Origin of the sequence: Streptomyces sp. NPDC048825 (assembly GCF_043198355.1) — a bacterium.
GTDB classification, from domain to species: domain Bacteria; phylum Actinomycetota; class Actinomycetes; order Streptomycetales; family Streptomycetaceae; genus Streptomyces; species Streptomyces xiangluensis.
On sequence record NZ_JBICUR010000001.1, the window covers coordinates 271,537 to 284,861 of the forward strand.

The window sequence follows — 13,325 nt, forward strand, 5'->3', positions numbered from 1 at the left end:
AGGAATCCTCTGATCGAAAGGGGGTTAAGGAGTGGGACCCGGGGGTGTGGTTGCGGTACCGCGGCGGGCGGGGCTCGGATGCTCACCGGCGACCACCCAGGGCCTTGCGCCGTGCCGAGCGGAAATCGTCCTCCCACCACGAGGAGTTCGGGGTGACGAGCGCCCACGGTGCGGTGGTCACGTACGAGCCGATCTCCTCGAACACCCCGGCCGCGTTTCCCACGCCGGTGGCGGTCAGCGCGTACGCCAGATAGTTCAGATCCAGCAGGGAGCACGTGTCGGGCTTGGCCTTTTCGAACCAGTCGTGCAGCGCCCGCCGGGCGTAATGGGCCGTGATCTCATTGGACCAGTACGCGATCGTGCCGGCCGTTTGCCGCTGCTCCAGTTGCTTCCGGTAGGACTCGACGTAGGCGTACAGCGGCAGTACCTTCAGCGCCGATCCTTCAGGTGCGAAGGAGACCACCCACTGGGCGAAGTCCAGGCCTCCCTTGCCGCGGGCGTGAAAGACGCTGAGCATCCGGTGATACGCCTCGCGGTTGTGCAGGTCCCGCTGGTTCACCCAGTCCAGCAGCTGCCACGGCCCCGGCGGCAGCATGACGTCACGTGGTCGAACCCAGTTCATCCAATTGTGAGGGGACTGCCTGTCGGTGTCGGTCTGCGCGAGAGCCAGGAAGCACACGTACGGCACGGGATCGGCCGGCCAGCGGTCCGCAGCGGTCTTGCACGCAGCATGGGCAGCATGGACAACGCGGATCAGTTGCCGTCCGGATACCCCGTCACGGTGAGTGTTGAGCACACGCTGGGTCAGTACGCGGGCCCACATCATCAGCGCATCCCGGTCGTCGGGCTCCTCCGTGCACCAGGCTTCGATCGCCTGATTCCTGGCGGCGCCGACGGCCAGGGCCTGGCTGCGGGAGGTACGCAGCGACCAGTTGGTGCCTGTCTTCCGGAGCAGTTGCTTTGCGGCAAGCCACCGATCTAGCTGTAGGTCTTCGAGCGCGAGGCGCAGTTCTTCGTCCCAGCCCGCCAGATGACTGATCAGGGGCATGTCACGGGTTGACATCGGCGCACCCCCGTATGAGGCGAAGGGCGTGAGCCACGGGGACGTCGTGGCCTGGTGTGTGTAAGAGGGACATGGGGGGAGTCCTCAAAGCAAGGGGAGTGGAGCCGCCGAGCGACAGCCAACGTGGTCTGATCCTCTGATCCTTGGGGGAGCCAGAGCGGGTGACTGTGGCCCGGCGGCCGATCAGGGGGAATCGGTGATCAGGGAGGGGTGGCGCGGTCTGAGCCGGACCTCGACGGTCGCAGGGCTCGGGTCCGTCACGGTGATCAGCAGGGTCTCGTCTTCGGCGACGACCAGATCCAGCGCGAGTTCGCCTTCAGGGTGCTGTGGCCCGACATGCTCGATGACGTTCTTAACCAGCCCCGAAACGATGAAGGTGGCGCTCTCCTGGTCTCCTGACCAGCTCGTCATCGTGAGCCGTGTACGGGCGTAGATGCGAGCGAGCCGTACAGCCTCCGGCTGGATGGAGAAGCGGCGACTCCACTTCTGCGGACGCACGGGCCGACCTAGGAGGAGGCCAGCGGAGCATTCGCCTGAGAGAAGGGCCGGTGCCGCGGCGGGTTCCATGTCGTCGTTCCTTCAAAAGGGGAGGGAGCACCAGGTCGTCGTACCGTCGGGGCTGATGCCCCAGTTGTCGGCGATGGAGATGACGAGCAAGAGGCCGCGGCCGTCCTCATCATCAAGAGCTGCGTTGCTCGGCACGGGAAGTTCGTGAGAGCCGTCCCGCACCTCGATCAGGAGGTGGCTGGCGGTGAGGTACAGGCGTACCCCCACGTCACCGCAGCCGTGCTTGAACGCGTTCGTGACCAGCTCGGTAGCGAGGAGCTCGGCGGACTCAGTGAGCCCGGACAGGCCCCAGTACCTCAGTGCGGCCCGGATGATGAGGCGTACGCGACGTGGCACGGCTCGGTCTGCTTCCGCGATGGCGCCGGCCGTGGAGCCGCTGTCGCGGCCGAAGGACATGTCAAATCCGGTGTACGCACGGAGACGAGGGGTAGCTCTGAGATCCGTCCGCGCGATGGTCGCAGTCGGTGTCATGCCGTTTTCTCCATGCGTCCTCACTTGGCGATCAGCGTCCAGGAGTCAGCAGCCGGGGACTGCCAGGCCCGGGGTGCTGGTTGCGGACTCCTACGGTTTCAATCAGGGCAGTTGCCGTCACGGGCACGCGTGACCAACTTTTCTGGACACATACCGGCGCGCCGACCAGGAGCAATCTCCCTTTTTGGACGACCAGTTGGGCTACGTATCTCCGATCTCCCGGTTCGCGCCCACCCGTTCGATCGATGACGCAGCTACCTTGAGTCCACGACACCGCATAGGGAGCACGCCCATGAACGCCCCCTCGAAACCCGGTTCCAAGGCAGACCGGGATGCCCTCCGCCAGGACATGGCTACCGCCGGATGCGCGCTCGCCGATATCGCCATCGAGATGCGCACCCGCTTCAAGATGCGTCCCAGGGAAGCCTGGCGGCATGCCCACGGCTGGACGCTTCAAGAGGCAGCAGACCGCATCACCCAAGCAAGTGCCAGACGCCTCGGCGAGTCCGTCGCCGCCGACGCATCCCTCGTGGGTAAGTGGGAGAAATGGCCGGGCCCTTCCTCACGTCGCCCGAGCCTCCCGGTCCTGTTTGCCATGGCGGAGGCCTTCTCATGCCGCGTGGAGGACCTGCTGGACCTAGAAGACCGGCGCGCGCTCCCCGAGGCAGACCTGCACCTGCTCACCCATAGCCCGTCCACGGACGAACCGTCGCGCACGCAGACCTCGGCGCCGTCCATCATTGCTCCGCCCGAACCGGCCGGGTCGAATCTCGTGCGTCTCGCCGCCGACGAGTCCGCGACGTGGGCGCAATGGGCGGAGGCCACAAATGTCGGCGATATCGCCCTTGAGCAACTGATGGCCGAGACTCGGTCGCTCGCCTCGGACTACCTCACTTCAGATCCCGTCGCGCTCTTCGTCCGCACCCGAGCACTACGTGACCGCGTCTTCGCTCTCCTCGAAGGCCACCAGTACCCCCGCCAGTCAACCGACCTGTACGTCGCAGCTGGTTACCTGTGCGGGCTCTTGGCATGGATGTCCTCCGACTTGGGACAGTTGCGCGACGCAGACACCCAGGGCCGGACAGCGTGGCTGTGCGCCGAGCTGGCACGGCACAACAACCTACGCGCCTGGGTGCTTTCAACTCGCTCCAAAGTAGCGTTCTGGGACGGACGCCTTCGAGAGGCGATCAACTTCGCCCGGCGCGGTGCCACGTACCACACAACGGGCACGGTGGCAGTGCTCCTCGCCTGCCAAGAGGCCGATGCCTGGTCCGAACTGGGTGCCCAAGACGAGGCCTTGGCGGCGCTCGCCCGTGCCGAAGACGCACGGGCCGCTATGAGTAGCGAAGACGAGATCGGGGGCATCTTCGCATGTCAGCCTGCACGGCAGGAGAACTACGCCGCCGCCGTCCAACTGCGTGTAGGGCGCCCCGCCGATGCCTTGAGATCCGCAGACAACGCCCTCGCCCTACTGTCCGTACAGCCAGTCAGGGCATACGGCACCGAGGCACAGATCCACATCAGCCAGGCCGCAGCCCACCTCGCCAACGGGGAAGCGGAGGGCGCTCTCGAAGCCCTCGCGCCTGTCCTCGCCCTTCCGCCGGACCACCGCCTGGAGCCCGTTACCCGCCGCCTCAGCGAACTGTCCACGAGCATCGGCCGACCCTACGCCAGTGGCACCGCGACCGTCGGCCTGCGACAAGCCGTCGAAGAGTTCTGCGTGGACTCCGCTCCGCGACATCTTGCACTCTCGCCAGGAGAGGGCTCTCCCTGATTTGATCCCGAGCTATGAAGACTCAACCCGAGACCATGCGGAACCACTGGTGGTGGCGTCCCGGCTGGAGCGTAGGCCGCCGTTTCTACACCTGGCACCTGACGTTCGAAGGCCAGGACGATGTGCACCGGCTCGCTGCCCAGTACCGTTCCGCGCTCGCACCTCTCGGAGACACGCTCACCCCAATCCCCGACCAATGGCTGCACCTGACCATGCAAGGCATCGGCTTCGTAGGCGAAACCAAAGAGCAGGACGTCCACGCCATCGTGGATGCAGCCCAAACACGGTTGGCCGCTATCCCCGCCTTCGACGTCCAGATTGGGCCGGAGGTGTTGGACCCCGAGGCGGTGCTCCTGCGCGTCCACCCCGACGGCCCCGTACGGGCCGTCAGAAACGCCATCCGAGAGGCCATCGGAGACGTTCTCGGCGGAGTCCCAGAAAAGGCCGAGGGCTTCACTCCGCACGTCTCCGTGGCCTACAGCGCCGGAGACGGTCCCACTGAGCCGATCGCGCAGGTCCTCGCCGACCTCAAGCTCACGCCAGCGCATGCTCGCATCTCCACCGCGGAGCTCATCGTGATCCACCGAGACAACCAGATGTACGAGTGGGAGACCTTCGCGAAAGTGCCGCTCGGCTAATGGTCCTCAGCCAAGCGGGGTCTTGCCGCCCGTGCCGTGGGCCTGCAAGACCCCGCGCCCCACATCGCGCACATGACTCCAGGACCTCAGCCGCGATGGCCGGCTCACCCACCGCTCCTTGCCTGCAAGTCGTGCAGTTCGGCTCAGATCGCTTCCACGAGATCGGGGCGCGGCCCGAACCCGCGCCGACAGCGCGGATGGGAAATTGGCCATTCAGCGGCCTCTTCGACGGTGCGTACGGTTCGGTTGGCCTTGTCCGGGTCCTGGTGCGACGTCCAGCCGCAGTCGAAACCATCGAAGACCTCGACCATGTTGACGCCCGCCTGGCGGGTTCGGTTGAGAGTGCCTGCGTTGTAGGCGACGGCCGACTTGGCGAGGGTGGCGGCCTCGGCCCAGGCGCGGACCGGGACGCGGGCACCGTTGCGGTAGACGACGTGGGTCAGCCTGTGATCGGCGGCAAGTCTGTCCGCCAGATTCTTCGCGGCCTGTTTCGCCGTCATGTTGCCCGCCGCGAGCAGCGGAACTTCACGGCGGGCTGCCTCTCGCACCGCCCGATAGAACTTGTTCGCCATCCGCTCAGCTTCCTGAGAGCGGCGAAGGAAATCAGCATAGGAGTCGGCCGCGAGCGACTGGAGGGCGTCTCGATGGAACGCGGTCCAAGTGAAGGTCGCGCCAAGGGCTTCGGCGGCGGTTCGAGCGCCAGCCGCGTACAGGTGAGGTAGCTGCCGCTGGACGAACTGCCGGGCCTCCTGGTCTACCCGCTGACGGAAGGCGCGGATCGCCTGTTTGAACTCCTCCAACGTCGCCACGGTGTGCGGCGTCCTCGGGTTGCCGGCGAACTGGGTGAGGACAGCGCGCTGTTGGGCGGCGAGCCGTTGCCAGGCGTCTTCGAGTACCGCCGCGACGCGGCGGGCGATCTCGTCCGGGTCTCCGGGAACTAGCGGTGACCACTCGTACGGCATGCCGGTCTACCGGCCCCGGCGAGCGCGCAGCAGCGGCGCGGTCACGAGGTCAGTGCCTTCCTCTCCATCGGCCAGTTCGTCCGGCGCGACCAGGTCCACGAGCGCGGTGATCTGGCGTTCGAGCCCTGCCAAGTTGTTGCTCTGGTCGATGGTGACCACGCCGTCCACGGTCATGCGGAGCGGGTCGGCGAGCAGCTTCGCGCGCCGTTCGGCCAAGACCTCGTTCGCGACAGCGCGAGCAGAGGCCAGCCGCGCGTAGCGTGCGTCGAGGTCTGAGGTGTCAGTGGTGGGACCGAGCTGAGCCAGCAGCCAGGCGCGAATAGCGATGTCCATCCGATGCTCCTGTCATACGAGGTGAGGCTCGACACCGTGGCGGTGCCGAGCCTCACTGGTGATGTGCCGCTACCTACGCACCTGCACCAGCAGCCTTCGCGGTGCGTCGCCTCGGAGCCTTGACGGGCTCCGGCTCCGGCTCCGGCTCCGGCTCCGGCTCCGGCTCCGGCTCCGGCTCCGGCTCCGAGGCAGGATCCGCCACGGTCGGCGTCTCTCCCGCATCGCCTTCCGCGCCGATCGGGTCTGAGGTGGCCTCATCCGGAGAGCGAACCTCCCCCGGCCACGCGGCCGGATTCGGGATGAGGAGGACGAGCCGCTCGGGAACCTCCTCCCCCGCTTCCAGCCGGATCGGGCCCTGCTCGGGGTCTCGCAGAAATACCGTGCGCGCCAACTTCGCCATGACCAGCTCCCGTTAGAAGACCGTCGCGGCGATGTGGATGTCCGGCACGTACAGCACGGGCATCGCAGCAGCGGCGGAGATCGTGGATAGTTGGACAGGGGTACGGGTCTGGACGTGGGTGGTGATCACGATGCCGGGGGCTTCCTCTGCAGTGATGACTCCCTTACCGCGGAGCTCGATCGCCTCGGCGGTCAAGCCGTACTGGGTCTCGCCCCACTGTTCGCGGCGCGGAGGGATCATCGCCCACAGCGACTCCGGGGTCGTGCGCACCAGGTTGTCGCTGCTGTCGTACACCTGCACGTCGTAGGCGGTAACAGGCGGCAGGTTGTACTTGGCACGGACCCGGTTGACCTCCTCCGGAGCGAGCATCCCGGTCGGGATCTGGTCCGTGGAAGGCGAGTTGTGGAAGGCGGCCCGGTACTCCGCCGTGGACCCGAGCAGGGACAGCGCCTTCTCCGAGCTGATGACCCGCTCCGGACGCGGGGCGCCGATGCTCTTCAGGTACTGGATCCACGCCAGCTCGTCCGTGACCGGGGTGGCCGCATCCGATTGGGACCACGGCACCGCCACCGTCGGCCGGTTGGCAGCCGGCACACGCCAGTCCACGTCCAGTGCCACACCGGGCAACGACACCGCACCGGTGGACAGCATCTGGCCGGCGGCGATCTCCATGGCTGCCTTCGTGGCCTCCACGTGCTGTTCGAGGTCGTCGTACAGCAGGTCGAGGAACTCGCTGGTGTCCTGGCCCCGGTCGACGGCTGCCAGGATGATCTGGAGCTCGGAGAAGGGCAGTTCCTGGCCGACCCAGGGCAGCATGCCTTCGTTGATGACCTGCTCGGCACGCCGCTTCGCGAGCGTCGGCGCGGCTTCCCACGCGCGGAACTTCGCTGCGTTGACGCGCCGCTTGCTGCTCTTCGTACGGAACTTGACGTTGTCGATGTTGCGTTCGGCGAACACCTCGCGGGTGAGGAGGTAGTCCTCCGGCGTGGTGATCGCTCGGATGAACGCCTGGATGTCTTCGGGGACGATCGCCTCAAGAAGCTTCTCAAGAGCCATAGGGGTTCTACCTCCTTACCGGTAGTGGATGAACGCGGTCGTGTTCGCAGCGGCCGGGGCCGTGAAGGCGACCGGCAGCTTCGACGCGTACACCTCTCCGCGCCACAGCAGTGCACCCGCGGTCTTCACCGAGCCGGGAGAGAACGCGGTCTCGGCGACCAGGAAACCGGCGAGGGTCTGGGTGCCGTCGCTGGCCGACGAGTTGTAGGGGGCGTACAGGCCCGACGCAGTGATCTCGCCCAGCGGAATGCCGGACTTGATGATGTTGCGGGGCTGATTGAGCGTGCCCGACATGTAGTGGGTGCCCGACGTGAGCTTGCTGGTGTCGATGGCGATCGTCTGCGCTTCGTGGACGCCATCCAGCGAAGCCAGCCACGTGCGGTCGTCGGTGACCGTCGTGGTGGTGGTGAGGACCTGGTAGTCGCTCACGATGTCTCCCTCGTGGGTGCGGATCGGATTTCTCCCGCACCCGGCGTGAGCGGCAAGGGGCGGTGTCCACGAGACGACGACGGCCGAGCCGCGCCAGGGCGTGGTCCCTGATCAAGCCCGACCGGCTTCCGGAAGGGCGTCCACGGTTTGAGGGGCGTGGTCCCAGCGTCATACCTGGTTGACGTGGTCAGCCACTAATGAACCCTCGTCGACGGGCCATTTCGAGACCCGCCGCTCCAGGCTTGGGTGGAATGCCGCCACGCGTCGGCGGCCCGCCGACGGGAGATCCGCCCGGAGCGGGCGGCGCGGACTCTCGGGCCTGGCCGAACAGTTCGGGTCGACGTTCCTTCAGTTGCTCAGCGGCAGCGAGAACGGCCCCCTCGTCCACATCGGGCTGTTCACCGAGGGCACGGTCGATGAGGAGTACCGCGTCATCGAGATCGTCGCCGGTAGCGCCGAGTCCTGCGAGTGCGGCTCGCCGGATGGCGGCACGCTCTCCGGCCAAGGCCTGCGCCTCGCGCGCCTCAGCTGCCCTCAGCTTCTCCTCGGCGGCCTGCTCCCGGCGTTCAACCTCCGTCAGCGCGGCCTGGTCGGCGTCGCGCTTGGTGGCGATGAACTCGGTCAGCGCCTCTGAGTCGTCGAAGCCGAGCTCGCCGAGCAGCTTCTTCACCGCGGCCCGACCGCCCTGTGTCTTCTCGCGGGCCAGCAGCCGCGACAGGTCTTCCTGCGTAACGCTGCTACTCCGGGCGCCGCCGTCGTCGTCGGGCTTGTTGGAGTCATCGTCAGGCGAGGCTCCGAGCATCGGGTAGATAGGCCGCCCGTCACGGCGGTACCCGACCGGTCCGAGCGGGTTGGGGAGCGAGGGGAGCGTCATGCGTGAACCATCCACAGGTCTCCAGCGCCCCCGCGCCGGTGATCAGTGTAGCGACTGGCCGGACTGGGCCGTTTCCTGATCGGGCCGTTTCCGCCCGACGAGACGGAAAACCCAGGCTGCTCGAACAGGAGAGGGCAAGTGTCACAACGGTGGTCCGAATGCGTGCGGCCGCGTGATCTAGCCGTCTGAACCGAGACGGTATGAGGGGCGGAGTTGTCGTGTGCGTCCGGCGCCGTTTGCCCTCGTCGATCGCCGTGAAGGTGCCCACAGAGGCGCATCTGTCGCCGCTGGTGTGGCACTTGCTGTGCCATGGAGTGGACGGGTTGGGCAACAGGGGCGGTTCGGCGTCACGGCGGGGCTGCCGTGCGGGCGGTGCGGCGGGCGTGGACGGAACCGGGCCGTGAACGCGATCTGACGGTGCAGGCCGGCAAGGCGGCGCTGGCCGCATGTCTGGCGTGGGCGGTGGCGGGCTGGTGGTTGCAGGCTCCGATGGCGTTCGTCGCTCCGTGGGTGGCAGTCGTGCTGGTGGAGTCCACGGTTTACCGGTCGCTCGCGCACGGTCTGCAGCAGCTGGCGGCGATCGCGGTGGGCACCGTGGTAGCGACGGCCGTCGCGTTGGTGCTGCACAGCACGATGGCCACGATGGTTGTCGTGCTTCCGGCGGTGCTGCTGCTGGCGCAGTGGCAGCGCCTGGGCAGCCAGGGCATCTACGCCGCCACCGGCGCGCTGTTCGTCCTGACCAACGGACAGGTCACCCTCGCTACTTCAGGCGCGCGCATCGCGGAGGCGGTCTTCGGAGCGGTGGTTGGCATCATGGTCAACGCGGTGATCCGGCCTCCGGTGTACCTGCGTGACACCCGCGCTGCCCTCCAGGACGCCGCCCGTGAGGCGCAGGAGATTTTGGAAGCGGTGGCTGAGGGGTTGGACGACGGTGAGTGGGACGGTCACGCGGCTGGGGAGTGGCATGAGGGCGCGCTGCGGCTGGGACGCCTGGTCGATCAGGCCCGCTCCTCGATCGGCTGGAGCCGCGAAAGCATGCGGGGCAATCACCGCGGGCGCGGTACGGGTGCCGTCTGCCCGCCCGGTAAGGCGTACGACGATGCGCTGGCCGTACTGGACCATGTCGCCGTGCACACCGCAGGCGTGACCCGCACCGTGCTGGAGACCGCGAACCACAACGACAAGGAAGCCCGCCCTGGCCAGCAGCTCACCGGCCCCTACGCCGACTTCCTGCGCCACACTGCACGCGCGATCGGTCTCTACGGCCAGACGCGGTTCGCCGGAACCGGCACTGAGCGGTCCGCCGACGGGGCCCTGCACGAGGCTGTCAAGGAGCTGCGCCGCAGCCTGGACGAGCTCCACCGGAGGCTGCCCGATGCCGTGGCAGACGATCCGGATGCACTGGCGACGCACGGCGCGCTGCTGGCCCAGGCCCGGCGTCTGGCCGATCAGCTCGTCCAGGACTGACGCCCTTTGAGGGCGGCGGGCAGTGGTGTCGCCGCGCCTCCGTCAGCCGACGGAGGCGCCTGACGTTCACAGCCAGCCGTTGCGGCGGAAGGTCCGGTGCAGCAGGGCGCAGGCGCCGGCCATCACCGCGACGGCGAGCGGGTATCCGTACGTCCAGTTCAGTTCCGGCATGTGGGCGAAGTTCATGCCGTAGATCCCGGCGACGAGGGTCGGGGTAGCCAGGATCGCAGCCCAGGCGGAGATGCGGCGCATGTCGTCGTTCTGCCAGGTTCCCACCCGCGCGAGGTGGGCGTCGAAGGCGGAGTTGAGCAGCTCGTCCAGCGAGCGCACCTCGGTGTCGGTGCGGTGCATGTGGTCGGCGACGTCGCGGAAGTACGGCAGCATCTCCTCGGGCCACCCGGCGTGAGGGCCGGCGAAGTCCTGCACCACCGGGACCAGGGGGTGGACGGCGTCGCGGAATTCCAGGACCTCGCGTTTGAGGGAGTAGATCGGCTCGGTGAAGTCCTCGCGCTCCGGGGAGAACACGCGCCGTTCCAGCGCGGTCAGGTCGGTGCGGACCTGGACGGCGGCCTCGGTGTAGGAGTCGACCACCGTGTCCAGGACGGCGTGCAGCACGGCGACGGGCCCGAACCGCAGCATTGACGGGTCCTCACCGAGCCGCCGGGCCGCCTCCACAGTGGGATCGGCCGGGCCATGACGGACGGTCAGGGCGAAATGCGGGCCGGTGAAGACCATCACCTCGCCGGTTTCCACCTCGCTGCCGTCTCTGACGTACCACAGCGTCTTCAGCGCCACCGCGAGCACGTCCCCATATCGCTCCCTCTTGGGCTGCTGGTGCGCCTCGTCGGCATCCTCGACCGCCAGCGGATGCAGTCCCAGAGGGCCCGCCAGTTCTTCCAGATCACCTGGCCCAGGGTCGTCCAGATGCACCCAGCAGAACTCGCCTTCTCTCACCCGCTTCAGGCTCTCCAGCACCGCCGCACGGTCACCGTCGACCTGTCGGCAGTCCACCTGCTCCGGCTGACCCGCTGACTCACGGTAGATGACACACCTCATACTTCACGCCTGCACCGCCGCGGCGAATACATGCCTGCCGTCTCTCGACAGCCAGCCGCAGACATGCCGTCCACACCTGACAACAGTCACGCTTCCTTCACACGACCAGGCTTTCCGTTCGGCCGGGCGGGGCTACCCGAACGGAACGGGCCGTCCTTCAAGAGGAGTTCTCGTGGTCTTCGTCGTCTTCCTGCTGCCTCCGGGGCTGCTGTGCCTGGTACTTGCACTCGGACGCTATGAGGAGTGGCTGCTCAGGGAGCCTGCACCCTCACAGCCTGCGCGCCACGCCAGGACCAGGACCAGGCGCCATTTGTCCCTCGTTCCGCGCACGGGCTCCCAGAGGGCAGTCGGCAGCGAGTCTGGGCGTCGGCGGGTCGCCGACGCGGCATAGCCGGATACTGGAGCAGCTGGGCGACGGCAAGCGAACACCGGTCTGCTTGGTCGCGGCTTTCTCTGGGCGGTTGGAACGCCTGTCTCCCTGAGTCCTGGAGTCTGAGCCCGTGATCTCCCTCTTACTCAAGTCCGGCTTCGGACCGCATGAGCGGGCCACTCGGCCGGTGAGGTTCGTGCGAAGGGGCCGCAGCGTCGTCCATCCCTCGTCGTGGGCCCAGCACCCGTAGCGCCATGCAACTGCAGGTAGAGGCGCAGCGGCTGGGACGGCGCCACGCGAGCGTGTCCACCCGCCGGCTACTGCGGGTCAGTGTGGTGCGGTGTCGTCGGGGTGCCGGGGATAGAGCGACCGCAGCCGATCCCAGTGCCTGCTGAGATGTTCTTCGGCCTCACGCAGCGCGTGCTCGGAGGCGGCGTCGGGCATCGCCGGGTGGAGTTCGCCGACTCGGTCGTTTCCGGTGGGGCCAGTGTCGTGTCGGCGGGCACGGGCGGCGCTGTGGCGGGAAGTCACCCACCACCGGGCCAGCAACACTGTGGCGGTAACCGCCACAGCGGCGAGGGCCGCCCATGAGCGGTGTGCGGTCACGGTTTCCTCTCACCAGTCCGGGCCGAGTGCACAGCCAGCGGCGCCCGGCGCCCGGGAGGGGCGGGGCGCCGCAGGCAGGGATTGATCAGCCGGGCCAGGTGCCGGTCAGGCGGCGGGTGCCGACGGCGCCTGCCCGGTCGACGGCGGCCTTGACCCCGGCGAAGATCGCACCCTGCACAGTTGCGGCAAGGAGAACCTCTCGCCAGGTGCGCTCCTCATCGGTGGCGTCGGGGGCGTCCTCGTCATGGCCGAGCTTCTTCCACACCTGCTTGAACAGCCCGCCCGCCAGCACGCCGCTGAGCGCGCCGAGCGCGAGGCCGACCGGCTTGTAGGCGACTTTCGATGCCTTCACGGCTACCTCCTGCCCCGGCGGCGCAGCAGCAGCCATGCGGCCACCGCCACGCTGCCGGCCACGATCAGCGCGGTGCGGTTGTCACAGGCGGCCCGGGCGCCCTGCTGGGCTTTGACGCGGACCGGTTCGGGTGCCTTGTCCTGCCACACCTGACCGGCCTGTCCGGCCTTGGCCTTCACCTGCTCGGCGGCCGTGGTGGCCTTGTCCCTGACCGGGTCGGGCAGCTTGTCCTGCACCAGGTGCGCGGCCTCGGCAGCCTTTACCTTGACCTGTCCGCTCAGTTCCGCGGCCTTGGCGCCCGCCTGCTCCGTCAGCACGCCCGCCTGCTGCTTCAGTGCGGTCGCCTTCTCCTGCGCGCGGGCCTTGACGTCCGTCTTGGCGGCCAAATCCTCGACCGTCTCGCCCAGTTCCTGGCGGGTCTGCTCGACCTGCTCGCGCAGCTGCTCGGGGCTGGAGGCGGTGGGCTCGTCGTTAGGAGGCTGGGTCATCGCTGTGCACTCTCCTTGATCTCGGCCACGTCGGCCTTGACGCTGTCGATGGTCTGCTGCGGTGCTGGTGGTGCGGCCTGGCTGACCTCCTTCTTGCCGGTCAGGGCCAGCACGGCGGTGATCACGCCGAGGACTGCGGTGGCGATCAGGGCCGCGGCCCACACCGGGAGGGGAACGGCCAGGGCCGCGATGGCGGTGGCGACCAGGGCCTGCACCGTCAGGAAGCCGGCCAGACCGGCCCCGCCGAACAGGCCCCCGCCCTTGCCGTACCGCTTGCCCTTCTCCTTCATTTCCGCCTGCGCCAGCCGCATCTCCCCGCGGACCAGCTCCGTCAGCTGCTGGGAGGCCCGCTGGACCAGATCACCGACCGGCTCCTGCGAGCCGCTCGGGCCGCGGTGGGAATCCTGCGTACTCATGAC

17 protein-coding genes are annotated in these 13,325 nt (G+C 68.0%); 3 read left to right on the plus strand and 14 right to left on the minus strand.

Annotated features, from left to right (window positions below; translation table 11 throughout):
- Window positions 1-82: 82 nt before the first annotated feature.
- From ACGFNK_RS01240 to ACGFNK_RS01250, 3 genes are all read right to left on the minus strand, one after another.
- The gene (locus ACGFNK_RS01240) at window positions 83-1,063 is read right to left on the minus strand and encodes a hypothetical protein (RefSeq protein WP_393410727.1); all 981 of its coding nucleotides are present in this window, start codon (window positions 1,061-1,063) and stop codon (window positions 83-85) included.
- Window positions 1,064-1,246: 183 nt separating this feature from the next.
- A complete protein-coding gene (locus ACGFNK_RS01245; protein WP_393410729.1) occupies window positions 1,247-1,561 on the minus strand; it encodes a hypothetical protein in 315 nt (104 codons plus the stop codon).
- A gap of 81 nt (window positions 1,562-1,642) precedes the next feature.
- Complete coding sequence (locus ACGFNK_RS01250; protein ID WP_393410731.1) at window positions 1,643-2,101, minus strand: ATP-binding protein; 459 nt, start codon at window positions 2,099-2,101, stop codon at window positions 1,643-1,645.
- Between the two features lie 292 nt (window positions 2,102-2,393).
- Here ACGFNK_RS01250 and ACGFNK_RS01255 point away from each other — a divergent pair, with 292 nt between their 5' ends.
- The gene (locus tag ACGFNK_RS01255; protein ID WP_393410733.1) at window positions 2,394-3,875 is read left to right on the plus strand and encodes a helix-turn-helix transcriptional regulator; all 1,482 of its coding nucleotides are present in this window, start codon (window positions 2,394-2,396) and stop codon (window positions 3,873-3,875) included.
- Window positions 3,876-3,889: 14 nt separating this feature from the next.
- Window positions 3,890-4,513 (plus strand): 2'-5' RNA ligase family protein, encoded by a 624-nt coding sequence (locus tag ACGFNK_RS01260; RefSeq protein ID WP_393410735.1) that lies wholly within the window; start codon window positions 3,890-3,892, stop codon window positions 4,511-4,513.
- A gap of 143 nt (window positions 4,514-4,656) precedes the next feature.
- On the opposite strand, the gene ACGFNK_RS01265 is transcribed toward ACGFNK_RS01260, so the two are convergent.
- From ACGFNK_RS01265 to ACGFNK_RS01290, 6 genes are all read right to left on the minus strand, one after another.
- A complete protein-coding gene (locus tag ACGFNK_RS01265; RefSeq protein WP_393410737.1) occupies window positions 4,657-5,475 on the minus strand; it encodes a hypothetical protein in 819 nt (272 codons plus the stop codon).
- Between the two features lie 6 nt (window positions 5,476-5,481).
- A complete protein-coding gene (locus tag ACGFNK_RS01270; protein WP_393410739.1) occupies window positions 5,482-5,808 on the minus strand; it encodes a hypothetical protein in 327 nt (108 codons plus the stop codon).
- 73 nt (window positions 5,809-5,881) lie between these two features.
- The gene (locus tag ACGFNK_RS01275; RefSeq protein WP_393410741.1) at window positions 5,882-6,208 is read right to left on the minus strand and encodes a hypothetical protein; all 327 of its coding nucleotides are present in this window, start codon (window positions 6,206-6,208) and stop codon (window positions 5,882-5,884) included.
- 12 nt (window positions 6,209-6,220) lie between these two features.
- Window positions 6,221-7,264: a major capsid protein gene (locus tag ACGFNK_RS01280; RefSeq protein WP_393410743.1), complete on the minus strand. Its 1,044-nt coding sequence runs from the start codon at window positions 7,262-7,264 to the stop codon at window positions 6,221-6,223.
- Between the two features lie 15 nt (window positions 7,265-7,279).
- Window positions 7,280-7,693, minus strand: a complete 414-nt coding sequence (locus ACGFNK_RS01285; protein ID WP_393410745.1) for a head decoration protein — start codon at window positions 7,691-7,693, stop codon at window positions 7,280-7,282.
- Window positions 7,694-7,880: 187 nt separating this feature from the next.
- Window positions 7,881-8,567, minus strand: a complete 687-nt coding sequence (locus tag ACGFNK_RS01290; RefSeq protein ID WP_393410747.1) for a hypothetical protein — start codon at window positions 8,565-8,567, stop codon at window positions 7,881-7,883.
- 309 nt (window positions 8,568-8,876) lie between these two features.
- Here ACGFNK_RS01290 and ACGFNK_RS01295 point away from each other — a divergent pair, with 309 nt between their 5' ends.
- A complete protein-coding gene (locus tag ACGFNK_RS01295) occupies window positions 8,877-10,034 on the plus strand; it encodes an aromatic acid exporter family protein (protein WP_393410749.1) in 1,158 nt (385 codons plus the stop codon).
- A gap of 66 nt (window positions 10,035-10,100) precedes the next feature.
- Here the strand turns inward: ACGFNK_RS01295 and ACGFNK_RS01300 are convergent, their stop codons facing one another.
- The 5 genes from ACGFNK_RS01300 to ACGFNK_RS01320 all read right to left on the minus strand — a co-directional run bounded on the left by ACGFNK_RS01300 (window position 10,101) and on the right by ACGFNK_RS01320 (window position 13,322).
- A complete protein-coding gene (locus ACGFNK_RS01300) occupies window positions 10,101-11,009 on the minus strand; it encodes a magnesium and cobalt transport protein CorA (protein ID WP_393410751.1) in 909 nt (302 codons plus the stop codon).
- A 778-nt stretch (window positions 11,010-11,787) separates the two neighbouring features.
- The gene (locus ACGFNK_RS01305; protein WP_393410753.1) at window positions 11,788-12,066 is read right to left on the minus strand and encodes a hypothetical protein; all 279 of its coding nucleotides are present in this window, start codon (window positions 12,064-12,066) and stop codon (window positions 11,788-11,790) included.
- Between the two features lie 85 nt (window positions 12,067-12,151).
- Complete coding sequence (locus tag ACGFNK_RS01310) at window positions 12,152-12,418, minus strand: DUF4235 domain-containing protein (RefSeq protein WP_393410755.1); 267 nt, start codon at window positions 12,416-12,418, stop codon at window positions 12,152-12,154.
- Between the two features lie 2 nt (window positions 12,419-12,420).
- Complete coding sequence (locus tag ACGFNK_RS01315; RefSeq protein WP_393410757.1) at window positions 12,421-12,906, minus strand: DUF3618 domain-containing protein; 486 nt, start codon at window positions 12,904-12,906, stop codon at window positions 12,421-12,423.
- The gene (locus tag ACGFNK_RS01320; protein ID WP_393410759.1) at window positions 12,903-13,322 is read right to left on the minus strand and encodes a phage holin family protein; all 420 of its coding nucleotides are present in this window, start codon (window positions 13,320-13,322) and stop codon (window positions 12,903-12,905) included. The genes ACGFNK_RS01315 and ACGFNK_RS01320 overlap by 4 nt, the downstream gene beginning before the upstream one ends.
- Between the last annotated feature and the right edge of the window lie 3 nt (window positions 13,323-13,325).